Annotated in this window: 15 protein-coding genes; 12 read left to right on the forward strand and 3 right to left on the reverse strand. The window is 71.6% G+C overall.

Translation table 11 applies throughout. From position 1 onward, the window contains the following. Positions 1-143: 143 nt before the first annotated feature. The 7 genes from OO62_RS09550 (at position 144) to OO62_RS09580 (ending at position 10555) form a co-directional block, all read left to right on the forward strand. Positions 144-3059 (forward strand): putative bifunctional diguanylate cyclase/phosphodiesterase, encoded by a 2916-nt coding sequence (locus OO62_RS09550; protein ID WP_033266838.1) that lies wholly within the window; start codon positions 144-146, stop codon positions 3057-3059. A gap of 208 nt (positions 3060-3267) precedes the next feature. Next, entirely contained in the window at positions 3268-5127 is a 1860-nt protein-coding gene (locus OO62_RS09555) for an acetolactate synthase large subunit (protein WP_033266839.1), read from the forward strand. Positions 5128-5155: 28 nt separating this feature from the next. Continuing rightward, positions 5156-5680 carry an acetolactate synthase small subunit gene (gene ilvN, locus OO62_RS09560; RefSeq protein ID WP_033266840.1) on the forward strand — a complete coding sequence of 175 codons (525 nt, stop codon included), beginning with the start codon at positions 5156-5158 and terminating at the stop codon, positions 5678-5680. A gap of 113 nt (positions 5681-5793) precedes the next feature. Then, on the forward strand, positions 5794-6792 hold the full coding sequence (gene ilvC / locus OO62_RS09565; protein WP_033266841.1) for a ketol-acid reductoisomerase: 999 nt from the start codon (positions 5794-5796) through the stop codon (positions 6790-6792). 270 nt (positions 6793-7062) lie between these two features. After that, positions 7063-8655: a phosphoglycerate dehydrogenase gene (gene serA / locus OO62_RS09570; protein ID WP_033266842.1), complete on the forward strand. Its 1593-nt coding sequence runs from the start codon at positions 7063-7065 to the stop codon at positions 8653-8655. Positions 8656-8807: 152 nt separating this feature from the next. Then, entirely contained in the window at positions 8808-9869 is a 1062-nt protein-coding gene (locus OO62_RS09575) for a PRC and DUF2382 domain-containing protein (RefSeq protein WP_033266843.1), read from the forward strand. A gap of 86 nt (positions 9870-9955) precedes the next feature. After that, positions 9956-10555 carry a TetR/AcrR family transcriptional regulator gene (locus OO62_RS09580; protein ID WP_033266844.1) on the forward strand — a complete coding sequence of 200 codons (600 nt, stop codon included), beginning with the start codon at positions 9956-9958 and terminating at the stop codon, positions 10553-10555. Between the two features lie 90 nt (positions 10556-10645). On the opposite strand, the gene OO62_RS09585 is transcribed toward OO62_RS09580, so the two are convergent. Then, complete coding sequence (locus OO62_RS09585; protein WP_033266845.1) at positions 10646-11566, reverse strand: LysR family transcriptional regulator; 921 nt, start codon at positions 11564-11566, stop codon at positions 10646-10648. 93 nt (positions 11567-11659) lie between these two features. Between OO62_RS09585 and OO62_RS09590 the strand changes: the two genes are divergently transcribed. Further along, complete coding sequence (locus OO62_RS09590; RefSeq protein ID WP_033266846.1) at positions 11660-13033, forward strand: MFS transporter; 1374 nt, start codon at positions 11660-11662, stop codon at positions 13031-13033. A 119-nt stretch (positions 13034-13152) separates the two neighbouring features. Here the strand turns inward: OO62_RS09590 and OO62_RS09595 are convergent, their stop codons facing one another. Then, positions 13153-14412, reverse strand: a complete 1260-nt coding sequence (locus OO62_RS09595) for a PucR family transcriptional regulator (protein WP_033266847.1) — start codon at positions 14410-14412, stop codon at positions 13153-13155. Between the two features lie 204 nt (positions 14413-14616). Between OO62_RS09595 and OO62_RS09600 the strand changes: the two genes are divergently transcribed. Together OO62_RS09600 and pruA are read left to right on the forward strand one after the other, a co-directional pair. Beyond that, positions 14617-15543: a proline dehydrogenase family protein gene (locus OO62_RS09600; RefSeq protein WP_033266848.1), complete on the forward strand. Its 927-nt coding sequence runs from the start codon at positions 14617-14619 to the stop codon at positions 15541-15543. A 79-nt stretch (positions 15544-15622) separates the two neighbouring features. Beyond that, positions 15623-17263 (forward strand): L-glutamate gamma-semialdehyde dehydrogenase, encoded by a 1641-nt coding sequence (pruA, locus tag OO62_RS09605; protein WP_033266849.1) that lies wholly within the window; start codon positions 15623-15625, stop codon positions 17261-17263. On the opposite strand, the gene OO62_RS09610 is transcribed toward pruA, so the two are convergent. Continuing rightward, positions 17211-17900: a Uma2 family endonuclease gene (locus tag OO62_RS09610; RefSeq protein ID WP_078617095.1), complete on the reverse strand. Its 690-nt coding sequence runs from the start codon at positions 17898-17900 to the stop codon at positions 17211-17213. The genes pruA and OO62_RS09610 overlap by 53 nt on opposite strands. A 350-nt stretch (positions 17901-18250) precedes the next feature. On the opposite strand from OO62_RS09610, the gene OO62_RS41290 reads away from it, so the two are divergent. Together OO62_RS41290 and OO62_RS09615 are read left to right on the forward strand one after the other, a co-directional pair. Beyond that, positions 18251-18382 carry a hypothetical protein gene (locus tag OO62_RS41290; RefSeq protein WP_099055466.1) on the forward strand — a complete coding sequence of 44 codons (132 nt, stop codon included), beginning with the start codon at positions 18251-18253 and terminating at the stop codon, positions 18380-18382. Between the two features lie 311 nt (positions 18383-18693). Then, a complete protein-coding gene (locus OO62_RS09615) occupies positions 18694-19734 on the forward strand; it encodes a 3-isopropylmalate dehydrogenase (protein ID WP_033266850.1) in 1041 nt (346 codons plus the stop codon). Positions 19735-20065: the final 331 nt, after the last annotated feature.

The raw sequence follows: 20065 nt of genomic DNA on the forward strand, positions 1-20065 counted from the left end.
GGAACGCGAGGGGGGCGACGGGCGATGGACGGCCGATGGACGATCCGTGAGAGGCGCTATCCACAAGCATTCGCGGGGACGCGGCGACGACCCCAGGCGCACCGCTCGCGGTGGCAGCCGGTACGGGACAGCGGGAGAGCGCGGTGAGCGCCCCCGGAGCGATGCTCTCCCGGCCCCCGGTGCCGGCCGGCAGTCCGCCCAGCGCGGTGCCGCAGGTCGTCCTGGCCGTGGTCTGCGGCGGTTACGCGCTCGGTGCCGCGCTCGGCTGGGGCTCCCACGAAGTCGCCCTGTTCATGGGGGACTTCGGGCTCAGCTTCGCCGCGCTGGTGGCGGCCGTCTCCTGCGGTCTGTACGCCCGCCGGCACCGCAGCCGGTTCCGCCCGGCCTGGCTGCTGTTCGCCGTCTCCTCGGGGATGGCCGGCCTCGGCAACGGCGTATGGGGCTGGTACGAGGTCGTCAAGGGAACGCCGGTCCCCAGCCCCTCGCCGGCGGACTTCTGCTTTCTGCTGTTCGCGCCGCCGGCCATCGTCGGCCTGCTGGTGCTCGCCAAGCGGCCGGTGACCAGGGCCGGTTGGGTCTGCCTGGGCCTGGACTCCTGGCTGATCGCCGGGTCGCTGCTCACCCTCTCGTGGAGCCTCGCGCTCGCCCACACCGCCCACTTCCAGGGCCGCAGCGTGGCCCAGTGCGCGCTGTCGCTGGCGTATCCGCTGCTGGACATCGTGCTGGTGAGCATGGTGCTCGTGCTGCACTTCCGGCGCTCCTCGGTGCACCGCTCCGCGATCAACACCGCGGTCGCGGCACTGGCGTTGACGGTACTGTGCGACGCCCTGTTCAGCTCGCCGCTGCTGCGTGAGCACTACCGTTCCGGCCAGATCCTGGACGCCGGATGGTTCGCCGGCTCGATGCTGCTCGCGTACGCCCCCTGGGTCGCCCGGCGGGCCGGCGAGGAGGACCCGGAGGAGCTCGCGCCGGCCGTCGCCCGCCCGGAGCCGCACGGCAACCGCCCGATCGCCGGCTCGCTCGCCGCGCTCACCCCGTACCTCGCCGCCGCGGTCTGCACGCTCGGCATCCTCACCAACGTCCTGGACGGGCGCCGGATCGACCGGGTGGTGCTCTTCACGGGCTGCACGGTCGTCCTCGCGCTGGTCGTCCGCCAGGGCATCATGCTGCTCGACAACATCACCCTCACCCAGGAGCTGGCCCAGAAGGAGAACCACTTCCGCTCCCTGGTGCAGGGCTCCAGCGACGTCATCATGATCGCCGCCCCTTCCGGTGTGCTGCGCTACGTCAGCCCGGCCGCCGCCGGTGTCTACGGGCGGGACGCCGACGAACTGGTCGGCTCCGAGCTGGCCTCGCTGATCCACCCCGAGGACCTGGGACGGGTCGTCCACGAGGTCCGCAGATTCCTCGCCGCCGACCCGCAGGACGAACCGACCACCCGCATCGAGTGCCGTTTCCGGGCCGGCGCGCGGCGCTCCGGCGGCGACGGCTGGCTGAACGTCGAGTCCACGGTCAACCGCCACCACGGCGGCCTGATCTTCAACTCCCGTGATGTCACCGAACGGGTCCGGCTGCAGGCCCAGCTCCAGCACAACGCCTCGCACGACGCGCTGACCGACCTGCCCAACCGGGCGCTGTTCACCGAACGGGTCACCAAGGCCGTCACCGGCCGCCGGGCCAGCGACCACGACACCGCGGTGCTCTACATCGACCTCGACGGCTTCAAGCAGGTCAACGACACCATCGGGCACCAGGCCGGGGACGAGCTGCTGGTGCAGGCCGCCCGCAGGCTCGGGGACTCGGTGCGCTCCGGGGACATAGCGGCGCGGCTGGGCGGCGACGAGTTCGCCGCGCTGATCACCGGGGACGGCACCCGCGACCACGCGGCCCGCGAGTTCCGCATCCTGGAGATCGCCGACCGGCTGCGCATCAAGCTCTCCGAGCCGTACCGCATCGACGGCCGGGACGTCCGGGTGGCCGCCAGCATCGGCGTGGCCTTCGCGGAGCCCGGCGTCACCCCCGCCGGTCTGCTGCGCAACGCCGACCTCGCGATGTACCGCGCCAAGCAGGCAGGCAAGGGCCGGGTGGAGCTGTACGCCCCGCAGATGCAGGACGAGGTGGCGCACCGCGCCGAGCTCGCCACCAAGCTCCGTACCGCGCTCAACGACGGCGCTTTCGCCTTACTGCACCAGCCGGTGGTCGAGCTGGCGACCGGGCGGGTCACCGCGGTCGCGGCGCACGCCCGCTGGCGCTCCGACGAGGGCATCCTCTTCACGCCGGCCGAATTCCTGCGGGTCGGGGACCGCGGCCGGTTCACCGACGACGGCAACCGCGCCGCCGAGCTGGACCGCTGGCAGCTGGAGGAGGCCGTCGCGCAGGCGGCCGCGCGCCACCGCGCCGGGCACCAGATCCCGGTCGCCGTCCGGCTCTCCGCCCGGCGGCTGCTGGACCGGGCGCTGTCCCCCAAGGGCGTCGAATCGCTGCTCGCCCGGCACGGCCTGCCGTCCCGGTCGCTCGTCCTGGAACTGTCCGAAAGTGACCCCCGGCTCCCGCTGGACGACCTGGAGCGCAGGCTGGTCGCCCTGCACCGGCTCGGCGTACGGATCGCCCTGGACGGCTTCGGCACCGGGTACGCCGCGATCAGCGCGCTGCGCCGGCTGCCCATCGACGTGCTGCGGCTGGACCGCGGGCTGGTCGACGGGGTCGTGGAGTCCGCCCGGCTGCACAAGATCACCGCCGGTCTGCTGCGGATCGCCGGTGACCTGGGCCTGCAGTCCGTCGCCGACGGCGTCGACCTGCCCGAGCAGATCCTCGCGCTGCGGTCCATGGGCTGCACCCACGGGATGGGTCTGGCCTTCTCCGGCCCGCTCGACGAACACCGGCTGCGCCGGACGCTGACGCACACCGGCTACCCGGTGCCCGAGCTGCCCGGCCAGAGCCGCGAGGTGGTGCTCAGCGGCCGTGGCGTGACGGTGCGGCACGGTGGTCCGGCGGGCCCGGATTCGCTCGTGCATCCGCCATTGCGCTCAAATAGTGAGACCTCTGTCCCACCCACTTGACACTCGGTGCACGGCGGGGGGAGGGTCAGTGCCATGCGCACCCGAATTCTCGTACTTGGAAAGCGCGTCGGCTGAAGCTGGGCCCTGAAGAGACCCAGCTGACCGCACCGACGCGCTCCCCTCGCTTGCCACATGGCACGGGGGGTTTTTTGTTGCACAGCAACCTCACAAATCCCGCCAAAACCCTCAGCTTCGAGAAGAGACGCAGATGACCGAGCAGGCCACCGGGGCCCACCATCCGCAGCCGCGGGCCCGTACCGCCGGCGGACCGCAGCAGCCCGCGACCGTCGAGCACGTCACGGGTGCGCAGTCCCTGATCCGTGCGCTGGAGGAGGTCGGGGCCGACACCGTGTTCGGCATTCCCGGCGGTGCGATCCTGCCGGCGTACGACCCGATGATGGACTCCTCGAAGGTCCGGCACGTCCTGGTGCGCCACGAGCAGGGCGCCGGCCACGCCGCTACGGGATACGCCCAGGCCACCGGCAAGGTCGGCGTGTGCATGGCGACTTCGGGGCCGGGTGCCACCAACCTCGTCACCCCGATCGCGGACGCCCACATGGACTCGGTCCCGCTGGTCGCGATCACCGGTCAGGTCGCGTCCAAGGCGATCGGTACGGACGCCTTCCAGGAGGCGGACATCTGCGGCATCACGATGCCGATCACCAAGCACAACTTCCTGGTCACCGACCCCGCCGAGATCCCGCGGACGATCGCCGAGGCGTTCCACATCGCCTCCACCGGCCGCCCCGGCCCGGTCCTCGTCGACATCGCCAAGGACGCCCTCCAGGCGCAGACCGTCTTCCGCTGGCCGCCGCACACCGAGCTGCCCGGCTACCGCCCGGTGACCAAGCCGCACGCCAAGCAGATCCGTGAGGCCGCCCGGCTGATCGTCGAGTCCAAGCGCCCGGTGCTGTACGTCGGCGGCGGCGTGCTCAAGGCCGGCGCCACCGCCGAGCTGAAGGTGCTCGCCGAGCTGACCGGCGCGCCGGTCACCACCACGCTGATGGCGCTGGGCGCCTTCCCCGACAGCCACCCCCAGCACGTCGGCATGCCCGGCATGCACGGCGCGGTCACCGCGGTCACCGCGCTGCAGAAGTCGGACCTGCTGATCACCCTCGGCGCCCGCTTCGACGACCGGGTGACCGGCAAGCTGGACTCCTTCGCGCCGTACGCCAAGGTCGTGCACGCCGACATCGACCCGGCGGAGATCGGCAAGAACCGCGCCGCCGACGTGCCGATCGTCGGTGACGCGCGGGAGGTCATCGCCGACCTGATCGTCGCCGTCCAGGCCGAGCACGACGCCGGCCACAAGGGCGACTACACCGCCTGGTGGAAGGACCTCAACCGCTGGCGCGACACCTACCCGCTGGGCTACGAGCAGCCGGACGACGGCAGCCTCTCCCCGCAGCAGGTCATCGAGCGCATCGGTCAGCTCGCGCCGGCCGACACGATCTACGCGGCGGGCGTCGGCCAGCACCAGATGTGGGCCGCCCACTTCATCCACTACGAGCAGCCCGCCACCTGGCTGAACTCCGGCGGCGCCGGGACGATGGGCTACGCCGTGCCGGCCGCCATGGGAGCCAAGGCCGGGCAGCCGGACCGCACGGTCTGGGCGATCGACGGGGACGGCTGCTTCCAGATGACCAATCAGGAGCTGGTCACCTGCGCGCTGAACAACATCCCGATCAAGGTCGCGATCATCAACAACGGCGCGCTGGGCATGGTCCGCCAGTGGCAGACCCTCTTCTACAACCAGCGCTACTCCAACACCGTGCTGCACAGCGGCCCCGACGCCGACGGCAAGCAGCCGAGCGCGGGCACCCGCATCCCGGACTTCGTGAAGCTGTCCGAGGCGATGGGCTGTGTCGCGATGCGCTGTGAGGACCCGGCCGAGCTGGACGCGGTCATCGCCAAGGCCAACGCGATCAACGACCGCCCGGTCGTGGTCGACTTCATCGTCCACGAGGACGCCCAGGTGTGGCCGATGGTCGCCGCCGGCACCTCCAACGACGAGGTCATGGCCGCCCGGGGCGTGCGTCCCGACTTCGGCGACAACGAAGACGACTGAGACGACGAAGAGCGAAAGAGAGAAGACCATGTCCAAGCACACGCTCTCCGTCCTGGTGGAGAACACCCCCGGCATCCTGGCCCGGATCGCCGCGCTGTTCTCCCGCCGCGGCTTCAACATCGACTCGCTCGCGGTCGGCGTCACCGAGCACCCCGACATCTCCCGCATCACCATCGTGGTCAGCGTCGAGTCGCTGCCGCTGGAGCAGGTCACCAAGCAGCTCAACAAGCTCGTCAACGTCCTGAAGATCGTCGAGCTGGAGCCCGGCGCCGCGATCCAGCGCGAGCTGGTCCTGGTCAAGGTCCGCGCGGACAACGAGACCCGCTCGCAGATCGTCGAGATCGTCCAGCTGTTCCGCGCCAAGACCGTGGACGTCTCCCCGGAGGCCGTGACGATCGAGGCCACCGGATCCAGTGAAAAGCTGGAGGCGATGCTCAAGATGCTGGAGCCGTTCGGCATCAAGGAGCTGGTGCAGTCCGGCACCATCGCCATAGGCCGTGGTGCCCGGTCCATCACCGACCGTTCGCTGCGCGCCCTGGACCGTACGGCCTGATCCTCCCGGTCCGCCGCGGCCCGGTACCGGACCGCATGGCGAGACCCACCGACCTTCCTCACCCCGCCCGACGTACTGTGTGGGCACCCGCTAGATCCAAGGAGATACCCGAAGTGGCCGAGCTGTTCTACGACGACGACGCCGACCTGTCCATCATCCAGAACCGCAAGGTCGCGGTGATCGGCTACGGGAGCCAGGGCCACGCCCACGCGCTCTCCCTGCGTGACTCCGGCGTCGACGTGCGCGTCGGCCTCCACGAGGGCTCCAAGTCCAAGGCGAAGGCCGAGGAGCAGGGCCTGCGCGTGGTGACCCCCGCCGAGGCGGCGGCCGAGGCCGACGTCATCATGATCCTCATCCCGGACCCGATCCAGGCGAAGGTCTACGAGGAGTCCATCAAGGACAACCTCAACGACGGCGACGCGCTGTTCTTCGCCCACGGCTTCAACGTCCGCTTCGGGTTCATCAAGGTCCCGGCCGGCGTGGATGTCGCCCTGGTCGCCCCCAAGGGTCCGGGCCACCTGGTGCGCCGCCAGTACGAGGAGGGCCGTGGCGTTCCGGCGATCGCGGCCGTCGAGCAGGACGCGTCGGGCAACGCGTTCGCGCTGGCGCTGTCGTACGCCAAGGCCATCGGCGGCACCCGTGCGGGCGTCATCAAGACGACCTTCACCGAGGAGACCGAGACCGACCTGTTCGGTGAGCAGGCGGTGCTGTGCGGCGGTGCGTCGGCGCTGGTCAAGGCCGGTTTCGAGACCCTGGTCGAGGCGGGCTACCAGCCGGAGATCGCGTACTTCGAGTGCCTGCACGAGCTGAAGCTCATCGTGGACCTGATGTACGAGGGCGGTCTGGAGAAGATGCGCTGGTCGGTCTCGGAGACCGCCGAGTGGGGTGACTACATCACCGGTCCGCGCATCATCACCGACCAGACCAAGGCGGAGATGAAGAAGGTGCTGACGGAGATCCAGGACGGCACCTTCGCCAACAACTGGATGGCGGAGTACAACGCCGGTCTGCCGAAGTACAACGAGTACAAGAAGGCTGACGGGGACCACCTGCTGGAGACCACCGGCAAGCAGCTGCGGAAGCTGATGAGCTGGGTGGACGACGAGGCGTAAGCCAACTGGACGGGGGGTCGCGAAGCAACTCGCGGCCCCCTCGTCCATGTGCCCGGCCTTCCGCCGGTCGGGCGCCTTGTCCACCGCGTAGAACCACGCACGGGTGATCCTTCCGCAACGGCACAGGACCGGCCCCGCACCGCCACTACACTGCCAACACAAGCGCGTCAGGCTCACAGCGTCGTGCGTCTTCCACGCGGCTTTCCCCCTTCACCGCCTTCGGCCGTCGGGACGGCCGTCCGCGAAGGACTAGTGAGGAATGAAGACCACGTGAGCTCGAAACCCGTCGTACTGATCGCCGAAGAGCTGTCGCCCGCCACCGTCGACGCACTCGGCCCGGACTTCGACATCCGGCACTGCAACGGCGCGGACCGCGCCGAGCTGCTGCCCGCGATCGCCGACGTCGACGCCATCCTCGTGCGCAGCGCGACGAAGGTCGACGCCGAGGCCATCGCCGCCGCCAAGAAGCTGAAGGTCGTCGCCCGTGCGGGTGTGGGCCTGGACAACGTCGATGTGTCCGCCGCCACCAAGGCCGGCGTGATGGTCGTGAACGCCCCGACCTCCAACATCGTCACCGCCGCCGAGCTCGCCTGTGGTCTGCTGGTCGCCACCGCCCGCAACATCCCGCAGGCCAACACCGCCCTGAAGAACGGCGAGTGGAAGCGCAGCAAGTACACCGGCGTCGAGCTCAGCGAGAAGACCCTCGGCGTGGTCGGCCTCGGCCGGATCGGCGTCCTGGTCGCGCAGCGGATGTCCGCCTTCGGCATGAAGGTCGTCGCCTACGACCCGTACGTCCAGCCGGCCCGTGCCGCGCAGATGGGCGTCAAGCTGCTGACCCTGGACGAGCTGCTGGAGGTCGCGGACTTCATCACCGTCCACCTCCCCAAGACGCCCGAGACCGTCGGTCTCATCGGCGACGACGCGCTGCACAAGGTCAAGCCGTCCGTCCGGATCGTCAACGCCGCGCGCGGCGGGATCGTCGACGAGGTGGCGCTGGCCAGCGCGCTGAAGGAGGGCCGGGTGGCCGGCGCCGGTCTGGACGTCTACGCCGTCGAGCCGTGCACGGACTCCCCGCTCTTCGAGTTCGACCAGGTCGTCGCCACGCCGCACCTGGGCGCGTCGACGGGTGAGGCGCAGGAGAAGGCCGGTATCGCGGTCGCCAAGTCGGTGCGCCTGGCGCTGGCCGGCGAGCTGGTGCCGGACGCGGTCAACGTCCAGGGCGGTGTGATCGCCGAGGACGTCAAGCCGGGGCTGCCGCTGGCCGAGCGGCTGGGCCGGATCTTCACCGCGCTGGCCGGCGAGGTCGCCATGCGGCTCGACGTCGAGGTGTACGGCGAGATCACCCAGCACGACGTCAAGGTGCTCGAACTCTCCGCGCTCAAGGGCGTGTTCGAGGACGTCGTGGACGAGACGGTGAGCTACGTCAACGCCCCGCTGTTCGCGCAGGAGCGCGGCGTCGAGGTGCGGCTGACGACCAGCAGCGAGTCGCCCGAGCACCGCAATGTGGTGACCGTGCGCGGCACCCTGACGGGCGGCGACGAGGTGTCGATCTCCGGCACGCTCGCGGGCCACAAGAACATCCAGAAGATCGTGGCGGTCGGTGAGCACTCCATCGACCTGTCGCTCGCCGACCACATGGCGTTCCTGCGGTACAGCGACCGTCCGGGCGTCGTCGGCACGGTCGGCCGGATCCTGGGCGAGGCGGGCATCAACATCGGCGGGATGCAGGTTTCCCGGGCGGATGTCGGTGGCGAGGCGCTGGTGGCGCTGACCGTCGACGACACGATTCCGGCGCAGGTGCTCAACGAGATCGCCGAGGAGATCGGCGCGACCTCGGCGCGTGCGGTGAACCTCGGTCACTGACCGGTCCCGCGCACGGCCAACGGGCCCGGGCCCCGCTTCGGCGGGGTCCGGGCCCGTCCGCGTTTGCGCGCCCCCGCCCGGCGACGCGCAATGGGAACGGGGCACGGGGCACCGTGCGGTCCCCGCCGGCGCGGGCAGAAGGAGACGACGCCATGAACGCACCCCTGGGAGACTCCCCGCAGAGTCTGACCGGCCTGCACGTGGTCGACGCGGACGGCGTGCGGGTGGGCACGGTCCAGCAGGTCTACCGGGACGATGCCACCAACGACCCCGAGTGGGTCACCGTGCGTACCGGACTGTTCGGGATGAAGGAGACCTTCATCCCGCTGCCTGGGGCCCGGCGGACCGGCGGTGACCTGCACGTTCCGTACACCAAGGACACCATCAAGCAGGCGCCGCGGATCGACGCCGACGGCCATCTCGACCCGTCGGAGGAGGAGCGGCTCTACCGCCACTACGGGCTGAACCGGCCGGGCGAGGCGCCGGACCCGGGCGGTGCGGCCGACCCGGGCGGTGCGGCCGACCCGGGCGGTGCGGATGAGGCCGGTGGTGCGGACGACCCGGGCGGGCAGGAGAGCGTCGCCGCGGGCCCCACGGTGGTCTCGGACGCGCCCCCGGCCGTCGGGTCACCGCCCGCCGACGGTGCGCCGCGCGCCGCCGCCAGGACCCGGGCGATGGCGGACACCGCCCACCAGGTCCCGCCGCGCGGCGAACGCAACAAGCTGATCGACCGGCCCACGGCGGGGGCGGGTGCAGGCAGCCGGGGGAGCGACCGCACGGACGCCCGCCGGGACGGGGAGCCGCGTGGGCAGGAGGTGCACGAGGTCGTGCTCTCCGAGGAGCGGATCGAGATCGGCACCGAGGAGCGGGTGAGCGGCCGGGCGTACCTGAGGAAGCACGTGGTCACCGAGGAGGTGCACCGCACCGTCCCGGTCAGCCACGAGGAGGTGCGGGTGGTTCGGGAAAAGATCACCGAGGAGGACCGGCTGGCGGGCCGGACCGGTCCGCGGTCCGGTGGCGAGCAGGCCGAGGTCGTGCTGCACGAGGAGCAGCCCACGGTCAGCAAGAAGATGGTGCCGGTCGAGCGGGTGTGGCTGGAGACCGAGCGGGTGACCGAGCAGCGGGAGATCACCACCGAGATCCACCGGGAGGAGGTCGAGATCGACGACGGCACCGGCCAGGGCACGCGACCCGGCCCGGACCGGCCCCGCTGACCTCGGCTCCTTCCTCCCGGCGGTCGTATACGTACGTTTTAGACAGCTGTCTGGTACGGGCGTATGTACGGGGCTAGGCTGCCGGCATGGGACACCGTGAAGACCTGCTGGAAGGCGCCAAGCGCTGTCTGCTGGAGAAGGGCTATGCGCGCACCACCGCCCGCGACATCGTCGCGGCCTCCGGCGCCAACCTCGCCTCCATCGGATACCACTACGGCTCCAAGGACGCCCTGATGCGCCAGGCCGTCATCGCGTCCAGCGAGGAGTGGGGGGCGAGCGTCGCCGAGGCGCCGTCGGCCGGGGACGCGGCGCCCCCGGCCGACGCGGACCCGCTGGAGCGGTTCGCCGCGAGCTGGGACAAGGTGCTCCAACGGATCACCACGGAACGGGAGTTCATCGCCGCGCAGGTCGAGGTGCTCGGGCTGCTGCCGCGCGACGCGGGGCTGCGCGAGGCGATCGGTGAGGTGCTGCCGGAGGGCGGCGAGGGGCTGGTGGCGGTCTTCGAGGGGGTGCCGGACACCCAGGTCGACGCGGACGCCGCCCGGGTCGTCGGCTCCTTCTACCAGGCGCTGCTCACCGGCCTGATGGTGCAGTCGCTGATCACCCCGGACGCGATGCCGTCCGGTGCCGATCTCGCGGAGGCGCTGCGCCGGGTCACCGCGGGCGAGGTGCTGGGCCGGAAGTGACCGGCCGCCGTGCCGCGGGCGGCACACGGTCGACGGCCCGGTCGGTGCGGCTCCGTTCGGCCGTGGCGCGCCGTGTGCGCCCTGCGCGGCTCAGGAGACCTCCGCCCGGGGCATGGCCTCGGGCAGCGGGTCGGCGCGGCGGGCCAGGTCGAGCAGGGCGTGCAGCGGGCGTTCGGCGCGGCCGAGGCGCGGCCGCCACTGGGCGACGATGCTGACCGGGCGGAGCGGCTCGGCGAGCCGGAGCTCGACCAGTTCGCCCCGCTCCAGCTCCCGCGCGACCGCCAGCTCCGGCAGCAGTGAGACGCCGTGCCCGTGTCCGGCCAGCCGCAGCAGCGCGGACAGCGAGCCGGTGATCGTCGCGAGGTGCGCCCCCGCGAGCAGGTCCCGCCCGAAGCGGTCCACCATCATCTCCGAGGTGCAGCCCGGCTCGGCGACCAGGAAGTCGTACGCGAGTAGTCGCTCCGCCGGCACCGACGCCAGCGGTGCCAGCGGATGGCTGGGTGCCGCCACCAGCACCGTGCGGTCGTGCCCCACCACGGCGTGCGGACCGAGCGCCCGCGCCCCGTTGTCGTACTGGAGGACCAGGTCCAACTCCCCGGCCGCGAAGGCCCGTTCGAGGTGCCGACGGTTTCCCACCGTGAGCTCGACGTCGGCGCGCGCACAGGGACCGGCCGCGCCGTGCTCCAGCGCCGCCAGCACATCCGCCATCCACGCGTGCGCCAGCGACTCCTGGGCGCCGATCCGCAGCCTGGGCCGGTCGCCCCGCGCGGCCCGGCGCATCCGCTCCTCCAGCTCCAGCGCCTCGCGCGCGTACGGCACCAGCCGCTGCCCCGCCTCGGTGAGCGTGGCGCCCGTCCCGGCGCGCACCAGCACGGCGACGCCCAAATCCGCCTCCAGCCGCTTGAGCTGGGCGCTCACGCTCGACTGGGCGTACCCCAACTCCTTGGCGGCGGCGGAGATCCCGCCGTGGTCGACGACGGCGACGAAGGCGCGCAGATAACGGGAGTCCACCGCGTCAGCATGCCACGCCCCATCGGACATTCCGATGGGGGCATCGACATTGCGGCGTCGCCCGCCCAGGGGGCGTCGGGCCACCTTTCTCCCATGACCACCGACACCACGGCACGCCCGATCGCCGCCGCTCCACCCGCACGGTCCCGCCTGACGTTCGCCGGCATCGCGGCCGGCAACCTGCTCGTCCTCCTCGACACCTCCGTCCTCAACGTCGCCGTCCCCGACGTCCAGCGCTCCCTGCACCCTGCCGCCGCCGCGCTGCCCTGGACCGTGGACGCCTACACCGTCGTCTTCGCCGGACTGCTGCTCGCCGGGGGCGTGTTCGCCGACCGGTGGACGGCGCGCCGGGTCTACCGCGTCGCGCTCGCCGCCTTCGCCGTGCTGTCCGCGCTCTGCGCCGCCGCGCCCGACGCCGGCACGCTGATCGCCGGCCGGGCGCTGCTCGGCGCCGCCGGCGCCGGCCTGGTGCCCGCCTCGCTCGCCCTGCTCATCGCCCTCAACCCGGACCCCGCCCGCCGCACCCGCGCCATCGGCGCCTGGACCGCGCTGAGCGGCCTCGGCGCCGCGGCGGGACCCGTCCTCGGCGGCGGCCTGGTCGAACTCGGCGGCTGGCGGCTGGTGTTCCTGATCAACCCGCCCCTCGCGCTCGCCGCCCTGCTGCTCGCCCGGCGCCTACCGAAGCCCCCCACTCGGACGGTGCGCGCCCTGGACCGCTGCGGGCTGCTGCTGTCCACCGCCGCGCTCGGCGCCCTCACCTTCGGCCTGGTCGAGGCGGGCCTGTACGGCTGGGCCTCGCCGTACTCGTGGGGCCCGCTCGCCGGCGCGCTGCTCGCCCTCGCCGCGCTGACCGCCGTGGAACGCCGCATCGCCGCTCCCGTACTGCCGCCCGCCCTGCTCGCGCTGCCCCGGGTGCGGGCCGCCATGGTGGCCGCCGCGGTGTCCTGCTTCGCCTTCTTCGGGGGGATGTACCTGCTCGCCCTCTGGTTGCAGCACACCTACGCGCTGTCCCCGTTCGAGGCCGGCCTGGCCGCCCTGCCCCTCACCTTCCCGGTGTGGGTGATGCCGTTCTTCACCGGCCGGCTGGTGGCCCGGTACGGGGCCCGCCCGGTGCTGCTGACCGGCATGTCCGCGTCCGTGGCGGCCGGTGTGCTGCTGGCCCTCTGCGGGGGCCACCACCCCCCACTTGCCCTGGTCGTCGCCGCCGAACTCGCGCTCGCCGCCACCGGCACCCTCTCCATCCCCGGTGCCGCCGCCGAGATGGCCGTCTCCGCGCCACCCGAGCTCGCCGCCACCGGCCAGGGCGCGCTCAACGGCGTCCGGCAGGCGGGCTCGGCGCTCGGCGTCGCGGTGCTCGGCACCCTCGCCACCCTGCCGGCGGCGGGCGGCGTGCTCCTCGCCACCGGGCTCGTCGCGGTCCTGCTCGTCTTCCGCACCGGGACCCGGCCCCGGAGGACCGCGCCCTGACGAGTGCCTGCCGACCTCGGGCGGTGCTCCTGGTCAGCCGGACGAGCCCCCCCCCGTGCCCGGTCCGTGCCCGTGACCGGCCGTCGGCGCGCACGGAACCGGGCGTCCCGGGGCCCCCTTCACAGCCGCGCCGCCTTGAGCGCCATGTGCAGCAGCAGGCGGTGTCCGCCGTCGTCGAGGTCGAGGCCGGTCAGCTTCTCCACCCTGCCCAGGCGGTAGTAGAGCGTCTGGCGGTGGATCCCCAGCACCTGGGCGGTACGGCTCGCCTGGCCCGCGCAGTCGAGGAACACCTCGGCGGTGCGGGCGAGCTCGGCGTGCGCGGGGGAGAGGAGCGGGCCGATGGCGGGGTCGGGGCCGGTGGCCGGCAGGGCGGTCAGCATGCGGTACGAGCCGATGTCGTCCCACTGGGCGACCGGGCCCAGCCGGGGTTCGGCGCGGGCCGCGCGGGCCGCGTCCAGCGCTTCCCGCCAGGTGGCCGGCAGCTCGGTCAACTCCCGTGTGCCGAGGCCGATTCCGGCGGCCCCCGGCCGGTGCGGCGGGCCGGCGACGGTGGCCCGGGCCGGCCCGCGCGGGCTCGCGGTGGCCGGTCCGCCGCCCGCCCGCGGCGAACGCAGCAGATGCTCGGCGACGGTATGGGCGGGGGCGAGCGCGCCGGCCGGACGCAGCCGGACCAGCGCGGCCAGGGCGGGCACGGCCGCCGCCTGCTGCCCCGGCCGCAGCGGACAGGCGGCGAGCAGGCCCGGCAGGCTCGGCAGCGGCGCCGCGCCGGTGTCCGAGGTGTCCCAGGGGGTCACCGCCACCAGGGTGAGCGGGGTGCCCGGGGTGAAGCGCAGGGTGTCGCGCAGTGCCTCGCCCAGCGCGGCCGCCGCCGCGGGCCGGCCGTCGGCCGGAGTGACCAGCAACTCCCTCAGCAGATCGCCGAGTTCGGTCCCGGCGCGGGCCTCGTCGGCGAGCAGTGCGCCGATCCGGGCGGCGGTCTCCATGGCCTGCGCGATGCGCGGGTCGGGCCGTGCGCCGTGGCCGCCGAGGGCCAGATCGGTCAGGTGTCCGTCGTCCAGCAGCCAGACGTAGCCGTGCACGATGCCCCGGTGGCGTACGGGCAGACAGATCCGGCCTTTGAAGACGCCGGCCGCCGGGTCCGGCGGAATGCGCAGCGGCGTCTTGGCACGGGCGATGCCGAATGCCTCGAACCAGGCCCGTACCGCCGCCGAGGAGCGGCGCTGGAGGATCGAACGGGTCCGCACGGGGTCCATGACCTCGTCGTCCTCGCTCTCGTGGGCGCCGAACGCGATCAGTCCGAAGTCGCGGTCCTCCAGGGTCGCGGGTGCGCCGAGCGCCGCCGAGATCTCGTCCACGAGCTGTTGGTAGTCGCCCCGCATCGGTCACCCGGCCCTCTCCTGTCGCACTGGTCGCTCCCGCCACCATTCTCATACATCTGTCTGAGATCCCGGCCACGAAGGCGTGACAGCTGTCGATGGCCGCGAAGTGGCGCGATCCTTAAATTTCAGGTGGCTCAATCTTGCCGACGCGTTCGCGCCGCCGGCGTCGCAGGCATTTGTCATCCTGAATCGTGGAGGTGCCCCATGCTGGGTCCCGTGCTTCTCGCCGCCGCGCGCAGCGACAGCATCCGCCGCATCGTCGCGGCCGCGCCGGTCACCCGCCCCGTGGTGGAGCGGTTCGTCGCCGGCGAGCACCTGGAGGAGTCCATGGCGGCCGTCCGGGGCCTGGCCGCGCGCGGCCTGGAGGTCACCCTGGACCACCTCGGCGAGGACATCACCGACCCGGCCGAGGCGCTGCGCAACCGCGACGCCTACCTCCAGCTGGCGGCGGCCCTCAAGGAACACGGGCTCGGCGTCAAGGCCGAGATGTCGGTGAAGCTGTCCGCCTTCGGCCAGGCGCTGTCCGGCGGCCACGAGCTGGCGCTCAAGAACGTCACTCCGGTGGTCGAGGCCGCCGCCGAGGCCGGCACGACGGTGACCCTGGACATGGAGGACCACACCACGGTCGACTCCACCCTGGCGATCCTCGCCGAGCTGCGGGAGCGCTTCCCCCAGACAGGTGCGGTGGTGCAGTCCTACCTCTTCCGCACCGAGGACGACTGCCACGCGCTGGCCGGGGAAGGCTCCCGGGTGCGGCTGGTCAAGGGCGCGTACAAGGAGCCCGCGACCGTCGCCTTCCAGGACAAGGCAGAGGTCGACAGGGCCTATGTGCGGTGTCTGAAGATCCTCATGGCGGGGCAGGGCTACCCCATGGTCGGCTCGCACGACCCGCGGATGGTGGCCATCGCCCAGGAGCTGGCGCACCGCAACGGCCGCAAGCCGGCCGACTACGAATTCCAGATGCTGTACGGCATCCGCGAGGCGGAGCAGCAGCGGCTGGTCGCCGAGGGGCACCGTATGCGGGTGTACATCCCGTACGGCACGGACTGGTACGGATATTTCATGCGCCGGCTCGCCGAGCGCCCCGCGAACCTCGGATTCTTCCTCCGGTCGCTGGCGACCCGAGGATGACGGTGGCGGGCGACCGGCTGATCGGCTGAGCCCCCGGCCCTTTACGTACGTACGAACCGACGATCGAAGGAGAACGGCCATGGACGCTGTGACCCAGGTCCCCGTGCCGGTGAACGAGCCGGTCCACACCTACGCCCCCGGCACCCCGGAGCGGTCCCGCCTGGAGGCCAAGCTCAAGGAGCTGGCCGGCAACCCGATCGAACTGCCCATGACGATCGGCGGCGAGCGGCGGATGGGTCGCGGCGAGCGCTTCGACGTCGTCCAGCCGCACAACCACCGCGCCCGGCTCGGCACGTACGCCAACGCCACGGTCGACGACGCCCAGGACGCGGTGGACGCCGCGCTGGCCGCCGCCCCGGCCTGGCGCGCGATGTCCTTCGACGACCGCGCCGCGATCATCCTCAAGGCCGCCGACCTGCTCTCCGGCCCCTGGCGCGAGACGATGGCCGCCGCCACCATGCTCGGCCAGTCCAAGACCGCCCAGCAGGCCGAGATCGACACCCCCTGCGAGCTGATCGACTTCTGGCGCTTCAACGTGCACTTCGCGCGCCAGATCCTCGCCGAGCAGCCCCCGGCGAACTCCCCGGGCGTCTGGAACCGCTCCGACCACCGCCCGCTCGAAGGCTTCGTCTACGCGATCACGCCGTTCAACTTCACCGCGATCGCCGGCAACCTCCCGACCGCGCCCGCCCTCATGGGCAACGTGGTCGTCTGGAAGCCGTCCCCGACCCAGACCTTCGCCGCCGTGCTGCTGATGCAGCTGCTGGAGGAGGCCGGGCTGCCCAAGGGCGTGATCAACCTCGTCACCGGTGACGGCAAGGACGTCTCCGAGGTGGCGCTGAACCACCCCGACCTGGCGGGCATCCACTTCACCGGTTCCACCAAGACCTTCCAGTACCTCTGGAAGACGGTGGGCGTGAACATCGAGAAGTACAAGACCTACCCGCGGCTCGTCGGCGAGACCGGTGGCAAGGACTTCATCGTCGCCCACCCCTCGGCCGACCGCGGCGTGCTGAAGACCGCCATGACCCGTGGCGCCTTCGAGTTCCAGGGCCAGAAGTGTTCCGCCGCCTCCCGCGCCTACGTCCCGGCCTCGCTGTGGAACTCCGGCCTCAAGGAGGAGTTCGCCGCCGAGGTCGAGTCCCTCGCCATGGGTGACGTCACCGACCTGTCGCACTTCATGGGCGCCGTCATCGACGAGCGCTCGTTCGCCAAGAACAAGGCGGCGATCGACCGCGCCAAGGCCGACCCGACCGTCGAGGTCGTGGCCGGTGGCACGTACGACGACAGCGAGGGTTACTTCGTCCGTCCGACGGTCCTGGTCTCCACCGACCCGGAGAACGAGATCTTCAAGGACGAGTACTTCGGCCCGATCCTCGGCGTGTACGTCTACGACGACGAGAGCGCCGAGGGCTACGACGCCATGCTCACCCAGATGGAGTCCGCCTCGGCCTACGGCCTGACCGGCTGCGTCATCGCCCAGGACCGCGCGGCGGCCGCCGCCACCTGCGAGAAGCTGCGCTTCGCGGCCGGCAACTTCTACATCAACGACAAGCCCACCGGCGCCGTCGTCGGCCAGCAGCCCTTCGGCGGCGGCCGTGCCTCCGGCACCAACGACAAGGCCGGTGCCAAGCAGAACCTGATGCGCTGGACCTCCACCCGCTCCATCAAGGAGACCCTGGTCCCGCCGACGGACTACCGCTACCCGCACATGGGCTGACGCCCGTACGCACGCCGGCGGAGCGGGCCTGGCCGGTGATTGCCTTGCCGATGACGAAGCCTTTGACAGGGCCTTCGGGGATCGTGATGTCGGTCCCGTACGGTCTCCGCATCGAGTCGCCGTAGTTCGCTTCTTCAGGAGAAGGGGAGGTGAGTACGGTGACGTGACCGTGGTCGTCGTAGTCGTCGATGATGACGTAGACGGGGATGCCGGCGCGGGCGTAGGCGCGGCGCTTGCGGACGCGCAGCGTGTCGTCGTGACCGGGTGAGACGACCTCGACGATCAGCGGTACGGCGGATGCCGCCACACCGATGCCGTCGTCAGTCATGTGCCCATCGGCGTCCGCCGGCGTGACGAAAAGGTCGGGGATCCAGACCTTGCGCTCGTGGACGACGTTCATGTCCTGGCGTGCGACGTACCCCCTGTCTGCGAGGAACACCACCAGCTTGTCCCGCAGCAGGTTGGTGATCTGGCCGTGCGAATAGCGACCGGTGGGCGACACCTCGATGGACCCCTCGATGATCTCGGCGTGAAGGCCCTCGGGGAGTTCCATGGCTTTCCATGTCTGCCACAGATACTCGTCCCGGTCAGGTCCGGGCATCGTGGCCTCCGGCGCCTCGTATGCGAGAGCGGTCATGTGCAGCACCTCCTCCTCAAGTGTGGGCGGGCTCGGCCTCGTGGCACAAGCGACACCGCGACGTTAGCCAGCGCATGTACGGCCCTGACCAGCAAATATCCGAGGAGCACTCGTTCGAGCACACGGTCGCCGTCTCAAATAGTAGGAAGCCCAAGTAATTGTGCAGACATCACGGCCGAGCTGTCCTAGCTTTGTAGGAGCCGAACGTACCGCTCCATCGAGCGCATGCGGATGCGGCCCGGTGCGTCAGTGCAGGTGACCCCTGCCGTGCCGAGGCCCCCGCCCCTTCCGGCCGCTTCTGGATCGACGCATCCATCCTTCTCGGGGCTCAGGCATTGGAGACGTGAATCATGGCCGAGACTGCCGTCCGCAGGACCCGTCACTCCGCCCGTACGACCAACGAAGCCGACCGCAGGAACGCCGCGGCCGCTCTCCAGCGCGCCCTCGACCGCCGTGACAACGGCGGCTCGACCGGGCACTGAGACGGTGCGCGCACACGCCGGGGCGGCGCTGTCGTCGGTGCCGTGCCGCTGCTGGTGGCGGCTCCGGTGCTCGCTGGCCCGTCTGATCTGTCCCTGAGGAACGCCACGGGGGCACCCGGATCCCGGGTGCCCCGCGCGGGCGTCAGCCGGCCCGGTGCGACCGGGTGACCTCGAAGTGGTCGATGCGCGCGCCGGATTCGGCGAGCGCGGTGACCTTCAGTCATGCCGGTCGACCCACGGGTTGACCGGCACCGCTGTCCGGATGGCGGACATGACGTGTCAATGAATGGGACGAAGAGTAGGGTCCAGACATGTCTCGCAGCATTCGCCTCGCAGTGATCCCCGGTGACGGTATCGGCCAGGAAGTCGTGGCCCAGGGCCTGAAGGTCCTGACCGCGGTCCTCCCGCAGGACGTCAAGCTGGAAACCAAGGAGTACGACCTTGGTGCCAAGCGATGGCACGCGACCGGCGAGACGCTGCCGGACGCGGAGCTGGAGTCGCTCAAGCAGCACGACGCCATCCTGCTCGGCGCGATCGGTGACCCGTCCGTGCCGTCCGGCGTCCTGGAGCGCGGGCTGCTGCTCAAACTCCGCTTCGCCTTCGACCACTTCGTGAACCTGCGCCCGTCGAAGCTCTTCCCGAACACCGCCACCCCGCTGGCCGGCCGCCCCGAGATCGACTTCGTCGTCGTACGGGAAGGCACCGAGGGCCCGTACACCGGCAACGGCGGCAGCCTGCGCACCGGCACGCCCGCCGAGGTCGCCACCGAGGTCAGCCTGAACACCGCCTACGGCGTCGAGCGCGTGGTCCGGGACGCGTACGAGCGGGCCAACGCCCGGCCCCGCAAGAAGCTGACGCTGGTGCACAAGAACAACGTGCTGGTCTATGCGGGCCACATGTGGAAGAACATCTTCGACAAGGTCGGTGCGGAGTACCCCGAGGTCACCACCGACTACCTGCACGTCGACGCCGCGACGATCTTCTTCGTCACCCAGCCCGAGCGGTTCGACGTGATCGTCACCGACAACCTCTTCGGTGACATCCTCACCGACCTCGCCGCGGCCGTCACCGGCGGCATCGGCCTGGCCGCCTCCGGGAACATCAACCCGACCGGCGAGTTCCCCTCGATGTTCGAGCCGGTGCACGGCTCCGCCCCGGACATCGCGGGCACCGGCAAGGCCGACCCGACCGCGACGATCCTCTCCGTCGCCCTCCTGCTGCGCCACCTCGGCTTCGCGCCGCAGGCCGCCCGGATCGAGGAGGCCGTCGCGACCGACCTGGAGGCGCGGGACGGCACCGCCCGCAGCACGGACGAGATCGGCGACGCGCTCGCCGCACGCGTAGCGGGCTGAGGCCCGCGGCAGCACACCAGCAGCAGCACGGACAGCGCCGGGCCCGGACCTCATCGTCCAGGCCCGGCGCTGTCCGCGTCGGCACCCCTGGGCTCCCGCCCGGTTGAGTGCGACCATCGGACCCGGACCGCGCACACCGGTTCCGGCGGCGGACACCCACGAGCGATAATCGGACGTGGTAGCGCCGTCCGCGAGGAAACTCGGACGTCCCAGTAACGACCGGTACGTTCAGAAGATCCTCGTGAGCGCGGCTGCCACAGACCGCACCGGTACCGCAAGATGGGGGCCGACCCCCCGACCCCCGGCCGGAGGGCTGGGCCGGTGACGAGCG

Source organism: Streptomyces lydicus (genome assembly GCF_000717345.1).
GTDB lineage: Bacteria > Actinomycetota > Actinomycetes > Streptomycetales > Streptomycetaceae > Streptomyces > Streptomyces lydicus.